The organism is Streptomyces sp. NPDC056296 (assembly GCF_042268605.1).
Lineage (GTDB): Bacteria > Actinomycetota > Actinomycetes > Streptomycetales > Streptomycetaceae > Streptomyces.
This window is the reverse complement of record NZ_JBHJRX010000007.1, coordinates 104,240-127,001: the sequence shown is the minus strand read 5'-3', so window position 1 is coordinate 127,001 and position 22,762 is coordinate 104,240. Positions and strand designations below refer to the sequence as shown.

The following is a 22,762-nucleotide window of genomic DNA, read 5'->3' as shown; positions in this document are numbered from 1 at the left end:
GTCGACACTCGCTGGTTGCGGCACTCTTGTTGCCGACGCGAAATTCACCAGCGCGCGAGGCATGAGGAACCGCCGACGGGCAGCCAGTATGCCCGCCGGCGGGTTGCGCCACGTCGTTCGAAGCTTCCGGTTCGGAGTTCTCAGGCGCCTATACCGTCGAAGAAACGACGCTCGGAGGGAACGTCATGAGCGGACCGACGTTCATTGCCCACCACCGTGTTGCGCAGTACTCCCAGCCGGTCCACTTCGACCTCGACGGTGTCCCCCGGCTGAAGCAGTTGCGGGGGCTTCCGGGCGTAGCCGACTCCGGCCGGTGTGCCGGTGGCGAGAATGTCGCCGGGGCGCAGGGACAGAGTGTGGGAGATCAAGGACAGCGTGTCCCCGACCGTGTAGATCATCTGATCGGTGTGGTCGTCCTGCACCGTTACCCCATTGACCCGGGTCTGCAGCCTCAGGCCCTGGCTGAGATCGCCGACCTCCGCGGCTGGGATCATCGGGCCGATCGGCCCGGACCGGTCCCCGTTCTTCCCCAGGATCCACTGCGAGGTGAGCTTCTGGGCCTTGCGCGAGGTCAGATCGTTGAAAGTGGAGTAGCCGATGACGGATTCCAGGGCCTCCTCGGGAGTGGCGTCGACCAGCGGTGTGCCCACCCAGGCAACGACCTCGCCCTCCCAGTCGAGGCCCTCTTCGTTGGAGGGCACGGGGACCTCAGCGCCGTCCACGGTCAGGGACTGGGTCCACCGAGCGAACAGGGTGGGATATGGGGGCAGTTCCTGGTCGCGGAAGGACCCCTCAGCGGCGTGCCGCATGTAGTTGAGCCCGATGCAGAAGACGCGGGCGTCGGGACGTACCGGGGGCACCAATTCGACCGAGTCCGCGGCGAGCACCGGGCCGGCGGGCGGCCGGGACAGATGCCCCGCCGGGTCGGCCCAGAAGTCCGCCAGAGAGGCTATGACAGTGACGACATCGCCTTTCTCGGCGAGGCTTGCGACCTCCACGCCCGAGTCGGCGTGCGGTCGCTTGACACCTACGATTCTCATGTGGCTTCCCCTTCTCGTTCCCCGGAATGTGGCCCCGGGGCTTCTTCTCGGTCCTCGTGTGACCCGGTGTGGTCGTGCTCGAGGTGGTGCTGGATCAGCAGGTCGGCACCGAAGTCGTTCGTGGGGTCGCGCCAGACGCTGTGCACGTGATTGGCGTTGTCCTCGGCGTTGTCGAACTCCACGAGGGTGACCGGGCCCTGGATGCGAAAGTAGTGCGGCTGCTCGATGGAGGTGCCGCCCGCCCAGGCGAAGTGCAGGTTTTCGACGCCTCCGGCGGCCGCGATGCGGTCCATCTCGTATCCCACCAGCCCAGGACGCGCACGCTCGACGAAGAGGGCCAAGAGGGTGTCGAAGTGCCCGCGCTGGGTGGGTGAGAGGTCACCTGCCCGACAGCCACGGGGGTGAGCCCTGAAGTAGGCCAGGGCCTTGCGGTCCTCGTCGGTGATCATCGCGTCGCGGCGGCCGACACCGTGGTACGCCGGGTACTCCACCTCGCCGATGGATGTGACGGTACGGGTGACGAAGTCCGCCGGCGGCCTGGAGTGGATGACTGTCCGCTGCTGCTGGGAGCCGGTGAGACCGTCCAGGAGCGTGAAGGCGGCGTCCTCCTCCTCGCCGAGAATCCGGAAGGGGCCGAACCGTGCCGGTTCAGCACCGAGGAGAAAGGGTGTGGCGTTGACCAGGTCGCCGTCGACCACCGTCACGTTGACCGACAGATGGTGTCCCACCAGTCGCCAGCCCCAGGTGGTGTCCGGCTGCGGCTGGCCGAAGAAGGTGAAGAAGTAGCCGCGCGCGTCGCGGAAGGTGGGCGCGATGTGCCCGAAGACGGGAAGGTTGAGTTCCCGAAGCACGTGCTCGTTGGTCATGACCTGAACCACGCGGGCGTAGGCGGGGATCGACATCGACTCTGCGATCAGCCGGTGCGCCAGCGCCTCCTGGTGACGGTCCAGCTCTCCGAGTGGCAGGCCGGCGCGACCGGACTCCGGCAGGAAGTTCCAGTGCGTACGGCCGGGGTCCTCGTGGGGCAGCAGTACGCGCGCACGCTGGTCGCCCGTCAGCGCGTCGAACAGCCCCATCGCCGCGAAGGTGATCGCGGTCGCGTCGAACGAGCCGCCCGGCCGCGGTCGGTGGGCCTGCGGGAGTTCGCTGCTCGGATGCGAGTGTGACAGTGCCGTCATGACGTTCCGTGCTTTCCTTGTGGGCTGATCCCGTTCTCGGGGCCGAGCGGGACGGGCGGTGGTTCGGCGCGGTGCTCCTCCGCATCTTCGTCACGGTACGGACCGAGGTTGAGGAACAGCCCCATGCAGACGACGCAGACGACGGACAGGGTGAGCATCGCCGGCGTGTAGGAGCCGTAGGCGTCGCGGCTGACGCTGACGGCCGAAGCGGCGATCGCGGAGCCGATCTGGAACACCGAGAAGGCGATTCCGTAGATCTTGCCGAAGGCCAGCCGGCCGAAGTAGCGCGGGATGAGGTAGCTGAGGACGTCGAACTCGGCGCCGATCAGCAGCCCGGCCAGTGAAGCGGCGAGGATGCCCGTCACCACGTTGGGTCCCGCGGCGAACAGCAGCACTGAGGCGATGCCGCCCACAAGGTAGATGGCCATCACGAGCGAGACCTTGAAGCGGTCCAGCAGCCATCCGGTCGCGACCCTCGCCACGATGAGCGCGACCCCGAGCGCGACGGGCACCAGATTGGCGACGTCCTCGGAGACACCGGCATCCTGGAGCAGGGGGATCTGGTGGACGATGATGCTGGAACCGATCACTCCCAACAGCAGGAACGCGCCGAGCACGAGCCAGAAGGGACGCCTCGTCGCCGCGACCCGAAGCGTGTCGCCGCCGGCCTGCGCGGCCGTCCTGCGCGCGCTCGGCTCGGCGAGAAGGAAGTACGCGACGGGATACGCGATGAGCGCGAAGACTCCGAGCCCGAAGAACGCCGTGCGCCAGCCGAAGGTCCCGATCAGGAAGGCGGTGAGGATGGGGACGAGTACGGTGCCCACCCCGATGCCGGAGTTGGCGATCCCCAGTGCGAATCCGAGCTTGCGCTCGAACCAGCCCGCGGTGAGCCGGAGATAGGAGACCGGCCACAGGCCCAGGCCGCACGCCGGGATCAGGATCCAGGCCAGGTAGAAGACCGTGAGGCTGTCGGGCAGGAAGTACATCGCCATCAGCGACAGCGCGAAGACCGGAGAGCTGTACAGGATGACCCGCCTGCCGCCGAACCGGTCGACCAAGAGGCCCTGAATCGGCGAGATGACCATGATCGTGATGCTCAGGAAGGAAGCGGCCAGGGCGATGGCGGGCACCCCCCAGCCGAACTCCCGGTCGAGCGGTTTGATGAACGCGCCGAACGCCATCACTGTGAGCACGCTGGGGCCGCATGCGAGACCCAGCGCGGACGCAGCCGCCGTCCGCCACCCCGCCGCCGCGCTGTCGGGTGATTCCTCTTCCGTGGCCTTGGTGAGCGTCACGGCCTCATGCGTGTCCATCTGGAACCCTCCGCCGTTCGGACTCTGGCCGCCCCTGCGCGGATGCCGGGTCCAGCGCCCGGCGCAGTCCTGCGACGAAGGACGGGATGTCGGTGTGCGCACCGGCCGCGAACACATAGAAGTCGGGGCGGGCAACGAGCGCTTCGCATCCTTGCTCGGTGAACCACTGCTCATAGGCACCGTCGAGATCCCGGACGGAGCCTCGGCCCGAGACGTCAGCGGTCACGCCGCCCATCCGGCGGAACCAAGCGGCGTCTTCCTCGCTCAGCAGGCCGGCGGGGTCCCCGGCACGGCTGATGAGCTGCCAGGTACCGCCGAGGACGTCGTCGAACAGGCCCGTCCAGCCGTCGACCTCGATCCGCCCCTGAGGGGCCAGCTGTCCGTCCGTGCCCATGCTCGCCAGCGTCAGTGACGGCTCACCCAGCCGGGGGTGCGGGGGCTTGCGGGTGGCGGCCTCGGGGTCGCGTGACCGCTCCCTCAACGCGGCGTCCCGGGCAGCCGCCCGTTCGACGTCGACTTCGCAGATGACACGGCCTGCCGCCACCGCTTCATCGATGATCTCCCGGACATGTCCCGCGCGTTCGGGACCGTACGTGTCGAGCACTGCCGGCGATGCCAGTTGGCGGTGGACCATCGCGAGCCGCCAGGTCAGCGCTCGGGCGTCGCGCAGACCCGAGCAGAGTCCTTGCCCGAGGAAGGGGGGCATGAGGTGAGCCGCGTCCCCAGCCAGGAAGACGTTGTGCTCGCGCCAGGTGTGCGCCCAGCGACCGCGGAAGGTGTAGACGGCATGCCTCTCCAGCCGGGCGGTCTCGGATGTCACTCCCCACGGCGCCATGAGCCGCCAGGCCGTGCTGTCCTGGCCGAGCTCTTCGACGGTCATGTCCACGGGGCGCATGAACTCGAAACGCCGCCGACCAGGGCCGCTGTTGACCGCGGTGGCCGGCTGTGCCGGATCGCAGTACTGCGTGACGAAGGCGCTCCACTGCTCCTCCACCAGTGGCTGGTAGTCCACTACGAGCCAGTCGGCCTCGAACCCCGAGTCCCCGACTTCGAGGCCGACTTGCGAGCGAACGGCACTGTTGGCTCCGTCTGCCCCGATGACCCATCGCGACCGGACTTCGACAGTTTCGTCGGGGCTCTCGGTGGGGGCGACCTGGACGGACACACCTTCGTGATCCTGGGTCAGTCCATGGAAGGTCCACCCACGGTGCACGTGCACTCCGGGCGTCGCGACCGCCACGTCCTCCAGGGCCGCTTCCAGGTCGGGCTGGTAGAAGCCGTTGGTGTTGGCCCACCCCGACTCCGCGGCTCGGTTCCAGTCGATGGCCTGCAGGAGCTCGCCCTCACCGTTGCGGAACTCGTAGCCGCCTCTCTCCCCTAGAGAGGGTTCGAACAGGTGGGCGTAGTCGGCCATGAGCCCGGCCGCCTGGAGGATACGCAGCGCCTCGTGGTCGATGGTGCAGGCGCGGGGCAGTGGATACCGCTCGGGCCAGCGTTCCATGACGGACACCTGGAGACCGGCGCGGCCGAGCAGGAGGGCGCTCAGCAGACCGACGGGGCCACCACCGATGACCACGCAGTCGACGACCGGCCGCAGAGGCATTGCGGGGCTCGTCTCTTGTGTCGTGGTCATGCGCTCGGCTCCGGCTGCTTCGTGGTCCGACGGTCCGCACCGGAGGGCAGGACGACGCACTTGTGATGCGGCGAGGATGCCTGGTCCCGCCATGCCTGCGGGAGTTCCTCCAGCTCGACGGTACGCACCTCGACCTTCAGCTCGCCCTGGGCGAGGGCGGTCCACAGCCAGGTCAGTGCCGCACGTTTGTCCCGCAGCGGGACGTGCAGGCCCGCGAAACCGGACAGGGTCAGCTGCTTGCCACGGAGCAGCCCGGCCGGCACCTGGGCGGTCGCTCCGGCCGGATTGCCGATGTTGACCACCCTTGCCCGAGGTGCGCACACCCGGAGCGCCGCCTCCAGCGGCATGCCGTACACGCCGTCCAGTACGACGTCCACGGGGCCGGCCACCGCCAGCAGCCGCGCTGCCAGCTCCTCGGCGCCCTCGTCCGCACGCAAATCGACGACGGCGTCCGCGCCGAGCTCGAGGAGGCCGCGCAGCGCCGCTTGATCGCGTGCCGCGCCGGTCACCCGGCCCGCTCCGAATCCGCGTGCCACCTGGATGGCGAGCTGCCCCACCGCGCCGGTGGCACCGAGCACCAGCACGGTCTCTCCGGGACGGAGCCCGGCTTCCTCTATCAACGGCATGTACGCGGCAATGCCGGAGTTACCGACGGCTGCGGCCCGCACCGGGTCGAGACCGTTGGGCAGCAGGAGGAGGTCCTCGTCGGCGATGAGCGCCTGCGTGGCGAAGGCGCCCGGGCTGCCCGGCGACGCCTCGCTCTCGCCGTAGACCCAGGAACCGAGCGGGTACCGGTCGGAGGCCAGAACGATGCCCACGCACTCGCGGCCGGGGACGTAGGGCTCCTCGTGCCGGGCGGAATGGAAGGTGCCGGAGGCGATCAAAAGGTCCAGCGGGTTCAGCGGTGCCGCGACGACGGCGACGAGCGTGGTGCCGGGTGTGCGCGGCGGCAGGAGGACCGGGCCCAGACGCGGTTCACTGCCGGGAGCGTCGACGATCGCTGCCAGGGGCTCCCCGCCGGCAGTTCCGTCGGCGTCGTGTTGGGCCGCGCTCCTGGGATCGCGGCCTTGGAACTCGATGCCGTCCGTGCGATCGGCTCTCCGGTCGGCCTTGCCCGGCGCATGCATGTTGTTCATCGTCAAGCCTCACTTCCTCACAACCGTCGTCCGACACACATCGCCGGTGCCGGTCCGCTTCGCCCGCCCGGGAAGGACGGCGTCCTGCCTGGTCAGTCAATGGCCAGGCGGCGGAATCGACTGCCGTGGAAAACCAGGGGTGAGGCGTCCGGAGCGACACTGAGTCCGCTGATCTCGAGCAGGACGATGTCGTGATCTCCGCAGGTGACCTCTTCGCGAATCGTGCAGTCGAGCCACAGCGTGGCGCCGTCCACGAAAACGCTGCCGTCTGCGGAGGCGAACCACTCCACTCCGGCGAAACGGTCTCCCGCCTTGCTCGCCAGCCGCGCGCAGATCTCGTCCTGGTCTTCGGCCAGCACGCTCAGCCCCAGGCGCGGCAGATCCCGAAGCTTCGGCCACGTGGAGGATGTGTGCTGGATACACACCGACACCAGGGGCGGCTCCATCGACACGGACGTGAACGAACTCGCGGCCAGGCCCACGGGCTCACCGTCGCGGTAGGCGCACAGAGCGGTGACTCCGGACGGAAAGCATCCGAAAGCCTGCCGCAGCTGCGTAGCCGCCGTCACCGGTTCGATACCTCTCACCGGAACCTCCTTCTCGATCCGCGCCCGGCTCGTCCCAGCCGGCGCAGACGTCTTGTGCATGGGTGTCGTCAGATGCTGGTGACTCGGGCGCAGACTTGCTCGCGACCCTAATCTTCTTTGGATAAATGTCAACAGTTTGCCCTGTCGATCGCGTGCATCGAAGCAACGAACAGGACAGAGAGCGACTAATGTTCACAGTTCTGTAGGACTGTCAGCGCCGGAACTAGAGCGGCGAGGTGTCCAGCCAGTCCCGGATGGCGGCGGCGTCGCCGTCGAGGACCGGCGGCGGGCGGTGGCCGAGACGGGTGGTCTCCGTCTCCGTCCCCGAGTCGTCGACGGCGAAGGTGCGCAGGGCCGAGCCCGGCAGCGTGATCTTCCCCAGGTTCTGGTGCTCGATGTCGACGAGAAGGTGCTGTGAGCGGGTCTGCTCCCACTCGTAGACCTCGTCCAGGGTGCGGACCCGGCCGGCGGGGATGTCCACGTCGGCGAGCCGGCTCAGGAGGTCGTCCGGCTCGTGGTGAGCGAAGACGCCCTCGAGCAGTTCGGTGAGGCTGTCCCGGTTGGCTATGCGGTCGGCGTTGGTGGCATAGCGCTGCGGATCATCGGCCGTGATCTGGAACGCCGCGCACAGGCGCTGCCACATGGCGTCGTTCCCGCAGGCGATCTGCACACTCCCGCCGGCGCAACGGAACAGCCCGTACGGAGCGATGGTCGGGTGGTGGTTGCCTTGTGCCCGGCCGACCTCGCCGGCCACGGTCCAACGGGTCCCCTGGAACGCGTGAGCCGCGACGACGGAAGCGAGCAGGGAGGTGCGGACGATCTGTCCCCGGCCGGTGCGGTCGCGTTCACGCAGCGCCGCGAGTACGCCGAACGCGCCGTTCATGCCCGCCAGCAGATCGGCGATCGGCACGCCGACGCGCTGGGGGTGGTCGGCATCCGGCCCCGTCAGCGACATCAGTCCGGCCTCGCCCTGGGCGATCTGGTCGTACCCGGCACGGCTCGCCTCCGGGCCGTCGTGACCGAACCCGCTGATCGACAGCACGACCAGGCGCGGATTCAGTTCCATCAGGCGCTCGGTCCCGAATCCGAGGCGCTCCAGGGCGCCTGGTTTGTAATTCTCCAGCAGGACGTCCGCCCGCCGGATGAGCCGGGCCAGCACTTGCTTGTCCTCGGCATCCTTCAGATTGAGCGTGATCGACTCCTTGTTCCGGTTGCACGCCAGGAAGTACGTCGCCTCCGGGGTGCCGTCGTCCCCATGGACGAACGGCGGACCCCAGGACCTCGTGTCGTCCCCCGCGGGGCTCTCGACCTTGATCACGCGGGCGCCGAGATCACCGAGCATCATGGCTGCCTGCGGCCCGGCCAGGGCCCGGGTCAGGTCGACGACGAGCAGTTCGCCGAGCGCCCCCGTCATGACCGGACCTCGGACGTGTTGAACGACGGACTCGCCGGGTTCGGCCGGATCACCAGCATGCTCGCGGCGAGGTTCGTGCGGTTCTCGACGCTGCGGCAGGTTCCGGCCGTGAGGCGTGCCGTGTCCATGGCGTCCAGGACATGAACTCCGCCGTCGGAGTCGGCGAGGGTGAGTGAGCCGGTCAGCACCAGGTAGAGCGTCTCCACCGGCACGGGCGACATGTCCGCGCGGCCACCGGGGAGGTAGTGCGACAAGGCCACCGTGACGGCTCCGTCGTACTGCTCACCACCGAAGAGATGGACAGGTCCGACATTGTGGTGGCCGGGAGGCTGGAAGCGTTCGGCCTGCGCGAGGCGATTGATGTCTATCGGCACGATGGTGTACTCGATTCTGACTGAGCGTGCGGGTCCAGGCGCATGTGACAGCGCACGGGATGAGGGTCGGGGCATACCGGCCGACCAGGGCCGATGAGCTTCTCGCGGACGGCGCCGGCAGCGCGGCGCACGCCTTCGACGCCGGAGTCGTGCGCGAGGTGCGGCCTCCAGCACCATAGCGAGACCTCAACCGAATCTGTCAACATTTTTCTGTCGGCATTTCACGCTTGCACGCAAATCAATCCTGCTTCTGCCAGAATCCGCCTGAGCCAAGCAAAAGTGTTGACACTTTGGGAGTGGCTTCTTATCCTCGTCTTGACCAGGTGCTTCCATCGAGGCGGCCAAGAGCCGGGCCGTGTACACCTCACGGTCTCGCGTTGAACAACTGCTGTTGGGCCGCTGACAGCACCATGCCCTGACGACGCGGCCGGCCGCACACTCAACAACGTCCGACGACTTTGGTAAGGCCTCCATGACCGTCCTACCTGACGACGGGCTCTCGCTCGCCGGCGAGTTCCCCAACGCCTCACACGAGCAGTGGCAGGCTCTCGTGGAGAGCGTCCTGCACAAGTCCGGCAAGGAGGTCTCCGCAAGCGCGGCGGAAGAAGCGCTGTCCACTTCACTGGAGGACGGGCTCGTCACCAGGCCCCTCTATACGGGGAGCGACGCCGCCCCCGACCCCGGCCTTCCGGGGTTCGCGCCGTTCGTACGCGGGGGCAGGGCCCAGGGGAACACCGTCGGCGGCTGGGACGTACGGCAGTGGCATGCGGCGCCGGACGGCGACGCGGTCCTGTCCGACCTGGAGAACGGCGTCACGTCACTCTGGCTGGCCGTCGGCGCCCACGGCATTCCGTTGTCCTCGCTCGGCCGGGTCCTGGACGGCGTGCACCTCGACTTGGCCCCCGTCGTCCTCGACGCCGGAGCCGACGTGGATCCCGCCGCGCGGGAGTTGCTGCGGCAGTACGAGGACCGGGGCGTCGCCAAGGAGGCGGCGCGCGGCAACCTCGGTGCCGACCCCCTCGGCCACGAGGCCCGCACGGGCACGTCCTCAGCGTTCACGCCGATCGCCTCATTGGCGCGGCTGTGTACCGCGGAGTACCCGGGGCTGCGTGCGCTGACCGTGGACGCGCTGCCGTACCACGAGGCAGGCGGCTCGGCCGCCCAGGAACTGGGGTCCTCGCTGGCCACGGGCGTCGCCTATGTGCGCGAGCTCACCGAGGCCGGACTGACGACCGAGGAGGCGTGTGCACAGCTGGAGTTCCGCTATGCGGCCACCGCCGACCAGTTCCTCACCATCGCCAAGCTACGGGCCGCGCGCCGGCTGTGGGCGCGGGTGACCGAGGTCTGCGGGGCACCCAGCGCTCAGCTGCAGCATGCCGTCACCTCGCCGGTCATGATGACAGGCCGGGACCCGTGGGTGAACATGCTGCGCACGACGCTCGCCACACTGGCCGCGGGTGTGGGCGGCGCCGGCGCGGTGACCGTACTGCCCTTCGACCACGCGCTCGGCCTGCCGGACGCGTTCTCCCGGCGCATCGCCCGCAACACTTCGAGCATCCTCATCGAGGAGTCGCACCTGTCCCGTGTGATCGACCCGGCGGGCGGCTCCTGGTACGTGGAGCGGCTCACGGACGAACTGGCCCATGCCGGCTGGGAGTTTTTTCAGTGGCTCGAGCATCTGGGTGGGCAGGCGGCCGCCCTGCGCTCGGGACGCCTCGGGCAGGGTCTCGCCAGCACCTGGGAAGTCCGGAGCAACAAGCTCGCCACGCGCCGCGAACCCATCACCGGCGTCGGCGAGTTCCCGTTCCTGGCCGAGAAGCCGGTCGTCCGCGAGCCCGCACCCACGCCACTCTCGGGAGGTCTGCCGCGGGTGCGGCGAGACGAGGCATTCGAGGCGCTGCGGGCTCGTTCCGACGCCCATCTGGCCGCCACCGGCTCCCGGCCCCGGATCTTTCTGGCCGCGCTCGGCCCGGCCGCGGCGCATACCGCGCGCCTCACCTTCGCCTCGAACCTCTTCCAGGCGGGCGGCATCGAGCCGGTCACTGATGGCGCCTTCGAGGAGAGCGGGGCACGCGAGGTGTGCCTGTGCTCCAGTGACGCCGTGTACGAGGAGCAGGCCACGACCGTGGCCTCGGAGCTGAGGACCGCCGGGGCGTCGTACGTGTTCCTCGCAGGCCTGCGTGACCAGGCAGGCATCGACGCCTACATCTTCGCGGGCTGTGACACGGTCGCTGTGCTGTCCGCCACCCTCGACCGCATGGGAGTGTCCTGATGTCCATCCCCGACTTCTCCGGGATCGAGCTCGGAAACCAGGCATCCGCCTGTGGCGCCTACGAATGGAGCACCGCCGTCAAGCAGGCCACCGGCGCGGAGGAGTCCCTGTGGGAGACGCCGGAGGGCATTGCCGTCAAGCCGCTGTACACGAGCCAGGACCTCGACGACCTGGACTTCCTGGACACCCGCCCGGGCATCGCGCCGTACCTGCGCGGCCCGTATCCGACGATGTACGTCAATCAGCCCTGGACCATCCGCCAGTACGCCGGCTTCTCGACCGCCGAGGAGTCGAACGCCTTCTACCGCCGTAACCTGGCCGCCGGTCAGAAGGGCCTGTCCGTCGCCTTCGACCTGCCCACACACCGGGGCTACGACAGCGACCACCCCCGGGTGACGGGTGACGTCGGCATGGCGGGCGTGGCGATCGACTCGATCTACGACATGCGGCAGCTCTTCGACGGCATCCCGCTGGACAGGATGACCGTGTCGATGACGATGAACGGCGCCGTGCTGCCGGTACTCGCGCTGTACATCGTGGCGGCGGAGGAGCAGGGCGTACCGCCCGAGAAGCTGGCCGGGACCATCCAGAACGACATCCTCAAGGAGTTCATGGTCCGCAACACCTACATCTACCCGCCGAAGCCGTCGATGCGGATCATCTCCGACATCTTCGCCTTCACCTCCCGGCGCATGCCGCGCTACAACTCCATCTCGATCTCCGGGTATCACATCCAGGAAGCCGGAGCGACCGCCGACCTCGAGCTGGCCTACACCCTCGCGGACGGCGTGGAGTACATCCGGGCCGGGCGGGAGGCGGGCCTGGACGTCGACGCCTTCGCGCCCCGGCTGTCCTTCTTCTGGGCGATCGGGATGAACTTCTTCATGGAGGTCGCCAAGCTGCGTGCGGCTCGCCTGCTGTGGGCGAAGCTGGTCAAGCAGTTCGACCCGAAGAACTCCAAGTCACTGTCGCTGCGCACGCATTCCCAGACCTCGGGCTGGTCGCTGACCGCGCAGGACGTGTTCAACAACGTCACGCGCACGTGTGTGGAGGCGATGGCCGCCACGCAGGGACACACCCAGTCCTTGCACACCAACGCTCTCGACGAGGCGCTCGCGCTCCCCACCGACTTCTCCGCCCGCATCGCCCGCAACACGCAGTTGCTGCTCCAGCAGGAGTCCGGGACGACGCGAGTGATCGATCCGTGGGGCGGCAGTGCCTACGTCGAGCGTCTGACGTACGACCTCGCCCGCCGCGCCTGGCAGCACATCCAAGAGGTGGAACAGGCGGGCGGCATGGCCCAGGCGATCGACGCGGGCATACCCAAGCTGCGGGTCGAGGAGGCGGCGGCCCGCACACAGGCCCGCATCGACTCGGGCCGGCAGCCGGTCATCGGCGTCAACAAGTACCGCGTCGAGACCGACGAGCGGATCGACGTGCTCAAGGTCGACAACTCCTCGGTGCGCTCCCAGCAGATCGCCAAGCTGCGACGCCTGCGGGACGAGCGCGACGAGTCGGCCTGCCAGGACGCACTGGCGGCGCTCACACGTGCCGCCGAGGGCGAGGGCAACCTGCTGGAACTCGCGGTCGACGCGGCCCGCGCGAAGGCGACCGTCGGGGAGATCTCAGACGCCCTGGAGAAGGTGTACGGGCGGCACGCGAGCCAGATCCGTACCATCTCCGGTGTGTATCGCAACGAAGCAGGCGAGTCACCGTCCGTGGACCGTACCCGCACCCTCGTGGACCGATTCGCCAAGGCTGAGGGCCGCCGTCCCCGCATCCTGGTCGCCAAGATGGGCCAGGACGGCCACGACCGCGGTCAGAAGGTGATCGCCACCGCCTTCGCCGACCTCGGCTTCGACGTGGATGTCGGCCCACTGTTCCAGACGCCCGCCGAAGTGGCCCGCCAGGCCGTCGAGGCGGACGCGCACATCGTCGGCGTCTCCTCGCTGGCCGCCGGCCACCTCACCCTCGTACCGGCACTGCGCGAACAACTCGCCGAGGAGGGACGCGAGGACATCATGGTCGTCGTGGGCGGTGTGATCCCGCCCCAGGACGTTCCCACCCTGCTGGAGATGGGCGCGGCCGCCGTCTTCCCGCCCGGAACGGTGATCCCGGACGCCGCCCACGACCTCGTGACCCGGCTCGCCGCCGATCTCGGGCACGACGCTCTGTGAGGCCGCGACCGCGATGGTGATCGATCTGGACACTTACGTCAAGGGAGTGCTCGACGGCAAGCGTGCGATCGTGGCACGGGCCATCACGCTCGTCGAGTCCACCCGGCCACAACACCGCTCACTGGCACAGCGGCTGCTGACCGACCTGTTGCCGCACAGTGGCAAGGCGCGGCGTATCGGGATCAGCGGAGTGCCGGGGGTGGGCAAGTCGACGTTCATCGACGCCTTCGGCACGATGCTCACCGAGCAGGGACACCGGGTCGCCGTCCTCGCGGTCGACCCGTCCTCCAGCCGGACCGGTGGCTCGATCCTCGGGGACAAGACACGCATGGAGCGGCTGGCCGTCGACCCGGCGGCCTTCGTCCGCCCCTCCCCCACGGCCGGCACCCTCGGCGGTGTCGCGAAGGCCACCCGCGAGTCGATCCTCGTGATGGAGGCCGCCGGCTACGACGTCGTGCTCGTCGAAACCGTCGGCGTCGGCCAGTCCGAGACGGCCGTGGCGAACATGGTCGACTCCTTCCTGCTGCTCACCCTGGCCCGCACCGGCGACCAGCTCCAGGGCATCAAGAAGGGCGTCCTGGAGCTGGCCGACGTGATCGCCGTCAACAAGGCGGACGGCCCGCACGAGCGGGACGCCCGCTCCGCGGCACGGGAACTGGCGGGTGCCCTGCGGCTGATGCACGGCAAGGACGCCTTCTGGACGCCGCCGGTGCTCAGTTGCAGCGCACGGGAGTCGGCAGGCCTCGACACCGTGTGGGAGAGACTTGAGCAGCATCGCACCCTGCTGGAGTCCACCGGACGACTGGCCGACCGCCGCCGGGACCAGCAGGTCGACTGGACCTGGACCATGGTCCGCGAGGAGCTGCTCGGCCGCCTGCACGCCTCTTTCGAGGTGCAGTCCCGTGCGCCCGCGCTGGAACGCCGGGTTCGTGACGGTGAACTCACCGCCACTCTGGCCGCCGAGCGCATCCTGGAAGCCTTCCACAAGAGCTCCGACGTCTGATCAAGCAGCACTCCCCCCACTGCAGTGGGCTGGTCATCCGCCCCTGCGCACAATCGAGTCGGAAAGTTTGGAGGCTGGACCGGTGGCCGCCAGCTCGGTTCCACCGTCCCATCACCGCTATGCGCACCGCGGACAACAGTCTCATCTGGCTCCTGGAGAGCCTTCTGAAGCGGGCCCCTGGGGCCCAACACGCTCTGGTCCTGTTCAGGGACGGCCTGAAGCTGTGCTGGACCGAGGCGTTATCGCTCGACAAAGCCGATCAACTGGCAGCCATCTGTTCCGGCATTCAGGCTCTCGCCCAGGGCGCGTCCGTGGAGTTCGGCGACGGCTCGGGCGGCGTCCGGCCCTTCATGACCGAGTACCCAGGCGGCCAGCTGTTCATCGTCAGGGCCGGCACCGGCGCGCATCTGGCGGTTCTGGGCCAGGAAAGCGCGGATCCGGGCGTCGTCGGGCACCAGATGGCGGAGCTGGTCGAACAGATCGGCGAGCACCTTCGTGCGGCGCCCCGGGACTCCGCCCGCGGGAGCTCCGCGTCGTGATGCGTGGGCCGGTGGACACCGGGACCCCCGACCGACTGTTCACAATTCTGGGAGGACGCAGTCACCCCAGCGAGTTGTTCGACGTAGTGACGCTCATCGTCAGCGAATGCCGGCCGGCGAGGTGGATGCAGTCGGAACACCGCCGGATCCTGGAGCTGTGCCGGCACCCGACAGCCGTGGTCGAGATCTCGGCGGAGCTGAAGCTGCCGGTCACAGCGGTCCGCATTCTTCTCGGCGACCTGCGCGACGCGGGTCGGGTCACCGCGCGCCACCCCCGCGCGGCCCGGTCTGGCGCTTCGCTCCCGGATACCGCCCTCCTGGAGAAGGTGCTCCATGGCCTCCGGCGCCTCTGAGGAGCTGAAGACCAATGCGGAGTAAATGTTGACACTTTTCGGATCGGTTGTGATGATGGGGTCCAGTTCGGATCGTCGTCCGCCGGTCCGGTGTCCCTGGACAGCCACCGGGCCGGCGGATGGGCGTCGGCCCGTCATCCCCGGCAACCTCGGATTCGAGGTCCCTCATACCCCGCCCCGGCCGCACCTGTCCGAGGTGCCCTGCCTCGCGGCCGGGGCGGTCCCACCCGAGTCCGGTGAGGCGTCGGCGTCCATGGCTCGGCCCGTGCGCGCGTCGGACTGTCACAGTCGACGCCGATCGGCATAATCGGCGGTCGGCGGCGTGCGCGGCAAGGCGCGGTCCGCCGGGACGGCCGCCCAGAAGGAGGGCAATGACACTCGTTGACAACGGCATTTACGTCGACGGCGTCCGGGTGGCGAGCCCGCCCACTCTCCACCGCACCTATCAGGCACTCGAACAGTCCGACGGCATGGCCTGGATCGGGCTGTACCTCCCCAGCACCCCGGAGCTCGCCTCCGTGGCGGAGGAATTCGATCTGCACCCACTCGCGGTGGAGGACGCGCAGAAGGGCCATCAGCGGGCCAAGCTCGAACGCTACGGTGACACTCTCTTCGCCGTGCTCCGCCCGGCGTGGTACGACGACGAGAGGGAGCAGGTCGAGTTCGGTGAGATCCATGTCTTCACCGGGCGCGGATTCGCCGTGACCGTCCGGCACGCCCAGCGACCCGACCTCGCGATGGTCAGACAACGGCTGGAGGCGGACCCGGAGTTCCTGGCCACGGGTCCGGAGGCCGTCCTCACCTCGATCTTCGACGATGTCGTCGATGGATACGCTCCCGTCGTGGCCGGGCTCGAAGAGGATGTCGACGAGGTCGAGACACAGCTGTTCTCAGGAGACGTCGATCCGAACCTCTCCAAACGCATCTACCAGTTGCTGTCCCAGGTGATCGGTTTCCAGCACGCCATCAACCCCCTCGGCACCATGCTCAACGCCCTGCTCCGTGGGACGACGAAGTACGGCACCCGGAGCGAGGTGGAGAATCAGTTGCGCAATGTGCTCGACCACACGATTCGTGTGACCGAACGCGTCGCGACGATGCGGACCATGCTGGACAGCGCCCTCACCGTGCACGCCACACTCGTCTCCCTCGAGCAGAACGAAGCGATGCGCCGCATGTCCAGCGCGAGCCTCGCCCAGGGCGAGGAGAGTCGCCGGCTCGCCTACGAGACCATGGAGCAGGGGGAGGAGGTCAAGAAGATCTCCTCCTGGGCTGCCATCCTTTTCACACCGACATTGGTGGCGTCCACGTACGGCATGAACTTCGACCACATGCCCGAGTTGCACTGGACCTTCGGATACCCCTTCGCGGTCGCGCTCATGGTCGGCCTCGGAGTATGCCTCTGGGGCATTTTCAAGCACAAGCGCTGGCTCTAGACCTCCGCCCCGGAGGCCGCCTCGCGGACCAGGCGGAGTATCTCCGACTGATGCTCCGTCAGGTAGAAATGTCCTCCGCCGAAGACACGGAAGTCGAAGCTGCCCTCGGTCTGCTCCGACCAGGCACGCGCCTCTTCGATCCGCACTTTGGGGTCGCTCTCGCCCACGAGACTCCACACGGGGCAGCGCAGCTTGGGGCCGGGCTCGTAGACGTAGGTCTCGACCGCGCGGTAGTCGGCACGGATGGCCGGCAGGGCCATCCGGATCAGCTCCTCGTCGTCGAGGATGGCGGCGTCCGTGCCGCTCAGCTGCCTCATCTCGGCGATGACCCCGTCGTCGTCACGGAGATGGACCGTCTCCACTCGCTGCGTGGCGGGAGCGCGGCGCGCCGAGGCGAACAGGGCGCGGGGCACGACATCGTGATCGCGTTCCAGCCGCCGCGCGATCTCGAAGCCCAGGGTCGCGCCCATGCTGTGCCCGAAGAGGACCATCGGGCGATCCGTCCAGGACAGGAGCACGGAGGTCACCTCGTCGGCGAGTTCTCCGATGGTCGCTACGCAGGGCTCCGCACGCCGGTCCTGACGCCCGGGGTACTGCACGGCCAGGACGTCCATGTCCTCGGACAGACCCGCGGACAGCTGCCGGTAGAAGCTTGCGGAGCCGCCCGCGTGTGGCAGACACACCACCCTGACGGCGGCGTCCGGACGGGGGTGGTACCGGCGGATCCACAGGCGGTCCCGTTCGGCGAGCATGGTCATGGGGCGGGCGTTCCCTTCGTAGAGGCGGCTCCTCATGCCGCGCGGAGCAGCATGCCTGAGAAGTCTCACCGACCCCGACCCCCGAGGGACACCCCTACCACCCCCACCAGCTCAGAGGGCCACCCGCTCAGGCGTTGAGATAGGCGAGCACTGCCAGGACCCGGCGATTGCTGTCGCTGGACGGGGGCAGCATCAGCTTGGTGAAGATGCCTGAGATGTGTTTCGCAGCGGCTCCTTCGGTGACGGTGAGCCGTTGTGCGATGGCGGTGTTGGAGCACCCCTCGGCCATGAGCTCCAGCACCTCGCGCTCACGGGCGCTCAGCGCCGCGAGTGGCTGATCCCGGGCGTTGGAGGTCATCAGCTGGGCGACCACGGCGGGGTCCATCGCCGTACCGCCGGCCGCGACCCGGCGGACGGCTTCGATGAACTGCACGTCGTCGAGGACGCTGTCCTTGAGGAGATAGCCGATCCCGCCGGTGCCGTCCGCGAGCAGTTCGCGGGCGTACATCTGCTCGACGTGCTGGGAGAGGACGAGGATGGGCAGCCCGGGCCGGTCGCGGCGAGCGCGCAGGGCCGCCTCCAGACCTTCAGTGGTGAACGTGGGCGGCAGCCGCACGTCCACCACGGCCAGATCGGGGCTGTGCAGGGTGATGGCGTCCCTCAGGTCCGCTCCGTTGTCCACGGCGGCGACCACCTGACAGTCGTACGCCTCGAGCAGTTGGATGATTCCCTGCCTCAGGAGGAAGAGGTCTTCGGCGAGGACAACGCGCACGGCAACTCCATCTTGATCACGGTGGGACCGCCCGGGGGACTGTTGATCTCCAAGGTCCCGTCGAAGGATGCCAGTCGGCGGCGGATGCCTGCCAGGCCGGTCCCGGCCGAAATGCTCGCGCCTCCGTGGCCGTCGTCGGTGACACGCCCGTGCAGGATGCCGTCGGTGTACCAGGCGACCACCTCGATCCGACCCGCCTCGGCGTGCTTGAGCGCGTTGGCGAGCAGTTCCGACACCGAGAAGTAGAAGGAGCTCTCCACTGGATCGGGCAAGGGGCCGTACAGGTCCGCGACCACCGTGACGGGCAGCGGGGAGGCCAGCCCGAGCGCTCGCAGGGCGTCGGCGAGACCGCGCTCCGCGAGGACGGGTGGGTGAATGCCGCGGACCAGGTCGCGCAGTTCACGCAGCGCCTGCACCGAGGAGTCGCGAGCTTCCCTCAGCAGTCGCCTCGCCTCGGCGTTATCCGGATCCAGTTGCCTTTCCACCGCACCGAGTTGCAGTCCGAGACCGATCAGCCTCGCCTGTGCGCCGTCGTGCAGGTCGCGCTCGATACGGCGTAGTTCCGCGGCCTGGATGTCGAGCACCCCGGACCGGGTCTCCGCCAGGTGCCGTACCCGGGAGGCAAGGCGGGCGCGTTCGGTGGGCCCCAGCAGGAGCTGGGCGAGATGGGCGTGAGCGCGCAGCACCCAGGGCGTGAGGTACAGCCACGCCGCGAGTACCGCCACCGCGGCGAGGGCCACGGGGAGGGCAGCGGCCCAGCTGTCGACCTCAATCAGCAGATACCACCTGCCCTCGCCGTCGGCGGCGAACGGCTGCCACAGTCCGCCGGCCAGTGCGAGGCCCTCACCCGCGTAGTACAGCATCGCGCAGGGAATGAAGCCGAGGACGGTGCCCACGACGCTGTTCACAAGCAACCACAGCAGGTCCCGCCAGGTCGCGGGATCCGCCAGGATCCACTTGCAGCGACGCATCCACCCGACGATGTCGCGTTCGATCTCCTCCGGTTCGGGCTGGTAGGGCCGTTCCACCGGGACACCGCAGAGGCCCGCGGCGCGCCGGTTGAGGTCGCAGACCCACCGCACCGCGGTGGTCAGGTACGGCAGGGTGAGGAAGCCGATCCCGATGACGCAGAGGATGACGAAGTATGTGGTGGTGACGAGCAGGGCGACCGAGGCCAGGGCTCCGGAGGCGATCAGAGCCCCGATCATCGTCTGCACAGCGGTGTGGCGGAGCCGGTCCCGTACAGGCTGCCGTCCCTGGGTGAAGGCCAGGACGAAGGTGGAGAGAGGGCCGCCCTCGGCGGGGGATGTCGAGGGCGGCCCGGCACTGATGTGACTCACGCGGCCTTCACCGTCTCGATGGCGGGGGTGCGCATGCCCCGCATGGCGGGCAGCAGGGTGGCGCCGAAGACCAGGGCCAGGGAACCGCCGACGATGGCGAGATAGATGCCGATGGATCCGGAGGGCAGGTAGGAGTCGGCCTTCACCATGCTGTAGGGCACGATGGTGGTCGCCGAGGCGAGCGTGCCGAGGACGGTGGCGATGACCGCGATGAGCACGCCCTCGACGGTCAGCATGTCGAGTACTTGGCGACGTGTGGCGCCGGTGAGCTGCTGAAGGCCGAACTCGGCGCGCCGTTTGCGGGTGACGGCGACGAGCGTGTTGACGACGGTGATGGCGGCGTACCCGACGATCATGGCAACGATGGTGTAGTTGGCCGCGATCAGGATCTGCTGGATCTGGTTGTTCCGGCCGGCCAATGAGGACGCGTCGTCCAGCTCGGTCCCGGGCAGTGTCCGAGCCAGCGAGGCCAGCTCGGTCTGGACTCGCTCCGATGCACCCGCGTCCGAACGCACCAGGATCTGGTCCGCGAGCTCGTCGCCGGTGTGCGGGGCGAGTGTCTTCGAGGGCAGGGTCAGATACGGCTGCTTGGGGTTGTCGGCGTAGAGGGCGACCACCGTGGGGCGTACCGCGGTGCCGTCGCCGAGGTGCATCGGGAGCCGGTCGCCGACGCTCACCCCGTACTCCTCCGCCTTCTTGTCGGAGAGCGCGACGGTGTCGTCGCGCAGGTCGCCCAGCGAACCCGCCACAGGGCGCAGGTCGAGGATCTGCCGTACCCCGTCGGCGGACACCCCCCGGAGTTCGGCATCGACCCGCCCGTCCGGCGCGTCGACGAAGCCGCGACTGGTGACGAACTCGGAGGCCGCGCTCACCCCGGGCGTATCGCGGACCCTGTCGACCACTCCGGGGGCGAATCCACCGGTGGAGGAGTCGAGGACGTAGTCGGCCAGGACGTTCTGGTCGTAGGAGCTCCTGGACACCTCGTTCTCGGTCGACTGCATGTACAGGGTGCCTGTGGCGATGCCCACGAGCAGCAGGATGGGGGCGACGGCACCCGCCATCCGGACGCCGGCGGTACTCGCGTTGCGCAGGGCCAGCTGTCCGGGGATGCCGGAGAAGGCGCGCACCGGCGGTCGCAGCAGGGCGACCATCACCTTGGTGATGCCGGGGGCGAGCAGCGCGAGGCCGATGCAGAACAGGACCGAGGCGGGTCCCGCGGTGCTGGCGAGGGTGGGGCCGTCCTCCATCACCGTGGCGGTGGCGATCGCGAGGCCGAGGCCGTTGGCGAGGAAGAACAGCGCGATCAGCAGGCGGGTTCGGCTGAACCACTGGGTGGCCACGGCGCCTTCGGCCAGGGCGGCGACCGGCTCGGTGCGGGCCGCACGGCGGCCGGCGAACCGGGTTGCGCCGGCCGCGGCGAGTACCGTGACGACGGCGCCGACGGCCATGGGCATCCAGCCCGCGTGGTACACGATCTCCGACGACACGACACCGCTCGACGTGAGCACGGCGAACAGCATCCGGCCCAGCAGGTAGCCCGGCCAGAGGGCCAGCAGCACCGAGGCTGCGGACAGCACCGCCGTCTCGCTCAGGATCATGCGGCGCAGCTGCCGGGGGGTGGAGCCCACGGCACGCAGCAGGGCCATCTCGCGGGCACGCTGCTGCAGTGAGAGCCCGAGGGTGGAGGCGACGCCGAACATCACGATCAGCACGACGGACGAGCCGAAGATCGCCGCGAGGATCACGACGGTGCGCTGGCTGGCGAGGGTGCCCGGCAGTTCTGCCAGGCCCCGCTGCTCGCCGGTGAGCACCTCGGCCCGTTCTCCGACGGCGGACCGGACCGCGTCGGCGACCGCGGCGGTGCCGGCTCGGCCATCCGGCAGGACGCCGATGGAGTCGATCTTCCCGCCGGCCAGGCTGCGGGCCGTGCTGTCGCTGAAGAACACCGCCGCGTCGGAGTTGCGGTCGCCGCCTTGTTCGGCGATTCCGCTGACCCTGAAGCGCTCCGTGGCGCCGTTGACGACGATGTCGACCGACGATCCGGCGCGAACGCCCGCACGGTCGGCGAGTTCGGCGTCGAGGACAACCTCGCCGCCGGTGGCGGGGGATCCACCGGCGGCGAGGGTATAGGGGGTGAGCCGGGCACTGGCCCAGCCCTGCCCGAAGGAGGCGTCCTCATCGGTCAACGGCTTGCCGTCCCCCAGGACGGTGGCGGGGAAGGACACGTCCGCGACCGCCTCGCTGACGCCTTCGGTCCGGGTGACCTCGCCGAGGAGGTCCGGATCGATGCGGTGACGCTCGGAGAGCGCGGCCCCGTCGTAGGTCTGTTCACCGGTGACCACGATGGGGGCACCGTCGAGGCGCTGCGGCTCCGCGGCCATCCTCACACCGGTCTCCATGAGACCGCCGCAGCCGATGACGATCGCGGCACCGAGGAACATGGCGAGGAAGGTCGCGACGAAGCTGGCGCGCCGGAACTTCAGGGTGCGCAGGGCGAGTCGCCACATCAGTGCAGCCCTCCGGAGGTCGCCGGCGTCGTCTGCCGCGTCGTCTCGTCGTCCCAGGCACCGAGCCGGGTCATCCGCGCGGCGACCGCGTCGGCCGTCGGACGGAACAGCTCGCCCGCGAAGCTGCCGTCGGCGAGGAAGACCACCCGGTCCGCGTAGGAGGCGGCCACCGGGTCGTGGGTGACCATGACCAGGGTCCGACCGGCCGTGTCGACGGACTCCCGCAGGAGGCCGAGCACCGAAGCCGCGGTACGGGTGTCGAGGGCACCGGTGGGCTCGTCGGCGAAGACCACGGCCGGGCGAGTGACCAGGGCACGCGCGATGGCGACCCGCTGCTGCTGACCGCCGGACAGCTCGGAGGGGAGATGGCCGAGGCGGTCGCCCAGGCCGACACGGTGCACCACGGTGCGGATGAGGTCCTTGTCGGGCCGCTGGCCGCCGAGTTGCAGCGGCAGCGTGATGTTCTGTCGCACCGTCAGGGCAGGGAGCAGGTTGAACGACTGGAAGATGAAGCCGATCCGGTCACGGCGCAGCTCGGTCAGCTGGGTATCGTCCAGGCCGGCGAGGTCGGTGCCGCCCACGGTGACCGTGCCCGAGGTGGGCCGGACGAGGCCCGCGGCGCAGTGCAGGAAGGTGCTCTTGCCGGATCCGGACGGACCCATCACCGCGGTGAAGGTGGCGCCGGCGAAGCCCATCGAGAATTCCCGGAGCGCGATCACGCTGCTGTCCGCGCCTCCGTATGTCTTCGACACGGCATCCAGCCGTACCGCCTCCGTCGTCTGAAGGGCGTGTGATGTTTGCACTCGGGCTCCCCTATGAGGTGTCGCGTTCCTACGCGGTTTCTGCGGATCAGATTAGGACGGTCGAACACGCCGCGCACTGGCCTTAACTCGCCGATTGAAGGTAGAGATTTCTCTACTTGACGGAGCC

19 protein-coding genes are annotated in these 22,762 nt (G+C 69.0%); 6 read left to right on the top strand and 13 right to left on the bottom strand.

What is annotated here, in order from left to right; translation table 11 throughout:
- Window positions 1–140 precede the first annotated feature (140 nt).
- From ACFCZF_RS07155 to ACFCZF_RS07120, 8 genes are all read right to left on the bottom strand, one after another.
- The gene (locus ACFCZF_RS07155; protein ID WP_375916352.1) at window positions 141–1,040 is read right to left on the bottom strand and encodes a fumarylacetoacetate hydrolase family protein; all 900 of its coding nucleotides are present in this window, start codon (window positions 1,038–1,040) and stop codon (window positions 141–143) included.
- A complete protein-coding gene (locus tag ACFCZF_RS07150; RefSeq protein ID WP_376670804.1) occupies window positions 1,037–2,218 on the bottom strand; it encodes a DUF3500 domain-containing protein in 1,182 nt (393 codons plus the stop codon). The genes ACFCZF_RS07155 and ACFCZF_RS07150 overlap by 4 nt, the downstream gene beginning before the upstream one ends.
- Window positions 2,215–3,531: an MFS transporter gene (locus tag ACFCZF_RS07145; RefSeq protein ID WP_376670803.1), complete on the bottom strand. Its 1,317-nt coding sequence runs from the start codon at window positions 3,529–3,531 to the stop codon at window positions 2,215–2,217. The genes ACFCZF_RS07150 and ACFCZF_RS07145 overlap by 4 nt, the downstream gene beginning before the upstream one ends.
- Entirely contained in the window at window positions 3,518–5,164 is a 1,647-nt protein-coding gene (locus tag ACFCZF_RS07140) for a bifunctional 3-(3-hydroxy-phenyl)propionate/3-hydroxycinnamic acid hydroxylase (protein WP_376670802.1), read from the bottom strand. The genes ACFCZF_RS07145 and ACFCZF_RS07140 overlap by 14 nt, the downstream gene beginning before the upstream one ends.
- A complete protein-coding gene (locus tag ACFCZF_RS07135; RefSeq protein ID WP_376670801.1) occupies window positions 5,161–6,300 on the bottom strand; it encodes a zinc-binding alcohol dehydrogenase family protein in 1,140 nt (379 codons plus the stop codon). The genes ACFCZF_RS07140 and ACFCZF_RS07135 overlap by 4 nt, the downstream gene beginning before the upstream one ends.
- Before the next feature lie 92 nt (window positions 6,301–6,392).
- The gene (locus tag ACFCZF_RS07130) at window positions 6,393–6,947 is read right to left on the bottom strand and encodes a flavin reductase family protein (RefSeq protein WP_375916364.1); all 555 of its coding nucleotides are present in this window, start codon (window positions 6,945–6,947) and stop codon (window positions 6,393–6,395) included.
- A gap of 163 nt (window positions 6,948–7,110) precedes the next feature.
- A complete protein-coding gene (locus ACFCZF_RS07125; RefSeq protein ID WP_375916367.1) occupies window positions 7,111–8,301 on the bottom strand; it encodes a CaiB/BaiF CoA transferase family protein in 1,191 nt (396 codons plus the stop codon).
- A complete protein-coding gene (locus ACFCZF_RS07120) occupies window positions 8,298–8,675 on the bottom strand; it encodes a cupin domain-containing protein (RefSeq protein WP_376670800.1) in 378 nt (125 codons plus the stop codon). The genes ACFCZF_RS07125 and ACFCZF_RS07120 overlap by 4 nt, the downstream gene beginning before the upstream one ends.
- A gap of 472 nt (window positions 8,676–9,147) precedes the next feature.
- Between ACFCZF_RS07120 and ACFCZF_RS07115 the strand changes: the two genes are divergently transcribed.
- The 6 genes from ACFCZF_RS07115 (at window position 9,148) to ACFCZF_RS07090 (ending at window position 16,455) form a co-directional block, all read left to right on the top strand.
- Window positions 9,148–10,947, top strand: a complete 1,800-nt coding sequence (locus tag ACFCZF_RS07115; RefSeq protein WP_376670799.1) for a methylmalonyl-CoA mutase family protein — start codon at window positions 9,148–9,150, stop codon at window positions 10,945–10,947.
- Window positions 10,947–13,124 carry a methylmalonyl-CoA mutase gene (gene scpA, locus ACFCZF_RS07110; RefSeq protein ID WP_376670798.1) on the top strand — a complete coding sequence of 726 codons (2,178 nt, stop codon included), beginning with the start codon at window positions 10,947–10,949 and terminating at the stop codon, window positions 13,122–13,124. Before ACFCZF_RS07115 ends, scpA begins: the two co-directional genes overlap by 1 nt.
- 13 nt (window positions 13,125–13,137) lie before the next feature.
- Window positions 13,138–14,127 carry a methylmalonyl Co-A mutase-associated GTPase MeaB gene (gene meaB / locus ACFCZF_RS07105; protein WP_376670797.1) on the top strand — a complete coding sequence of 330 codons (990 nt, stop codon included), beginning with the start codon at window positions 13,138–13,140 and terminating at the stop codon, window positions 14,125–14,127.
- Window positions 14,128–14,246: 119 nt separating this feature from the next.
- Window positions 14,247–14,666: a roadblock/LC7 domain-containing protein gene (locus tag ACFCZF_RS07100; protein ID WP_376670796.1), complete on the top strand. Its 420-nt coding sequence runs from the start codon at window positions 14,247–14,249 to the stop codon at window positions 14,664–14,666.
- Window positions 14,663–15,019 (top strand): DUF742 domain-containing protein, encoded by a 357-nt coding sequence (locus ACFCZF_RS07095; protein WP_376670795.1) that lies wholly within the window; start codon window positions 14,663–14,665, stop codon window positions 15,017–15,019. Before ACFCZF_RS07100 ends, ACFCZF_RS07095 begins: the two co-directional genes overlap by 4 nt.
- 371 nt (window positions 15,020–15,390) lie before the next feature.
- Entirely contained in the window at window positions 15,391–16,455 is a 1,065-nt protein-coding gene (locus ACFCZF_RS07090; protein WP_376670794.1) for a magnesium and cobalt transport protein CorA, read from the top strand.
- Here ACFCZF_RS07090 and ACFCZF_RS07085 read toward each other — a convergent pair.
- From ACFCZF_RS07085 to ACFCZF_RS07065, 5 genes are all read right to left on the bottom strand, one after another.
- A complete protein-coding gene (locus ACFCZF_RS07085; RefSeq protein ID WP_376670793.1) occupies window positions 16,452–17,213 on the bottom strand; it encodes a thioesterase II family protein in 762 nt (253 codons plus the stop codon). The genes ACFCZF_RS07090 and ACFCZF_RS07085 overlap by 4 nt on opposite strands.
- Before the next feature lie 127 nt (window positions 17,214–17,340).
- Window positions 17,341–17,985 carry a response regulator gene (locus ACFCZF_RS07080; protein WP_376351174.1) on the bottom strand — a complete coding sequence of 215 codons (645 nt, stop codon included), beginning with the start codon at window positions 17,983–17,985 and terminating at the stop codon, window positions 17,341–17,343.
- Window positions 17,949–19,193, bottom strand: coding sequence for a sensor histidine kinase (locus ACFCZF_RS07075; RefSeq protein ID WP_376670854.1), 1,245 nt, complete (start codon window positions 19,191–19,193; stop codon window positions 17,949–17,951). The genes ACFCZF_RS07080 and ACFCZF_RS07075 overlap by 37 nt, the downstream gene beginning before the upstream one ends.
- 128 nt (window positions 19,194–19,321) lie before the next feature.
- Window positions 19,322–21,832 carry an FtsX-like permease family protein gene (locus ACFCZF_RS07070; protein ID WP_376670792.1) on the bottom strand — a complete coding sequence of 837 codons (2,511 nt, stop codon included), beginning with the start codon at window positions 21,830–21,832 and terminating at the stop codon, window positions 19,322–19,324.
- On the bottom strand, window positions 21,832–22,635 hold the full coding sequence (locus ACFCZF_RS07065) for an ABC transporter ATP-binding protein (protein ID WP_376670791.1): 804 nt from the start codon (window positions 22,633–22,635) through the stop codon (window positions 21,832–21,834). The genes ACFCZF_RS07070 and ACFCZF_RS07065 overlap by 1 nt, the downstream gene beginning before the upstream one ends.
- Window positions 22,636–22,762: the final 127 nt, after the last annotated feature.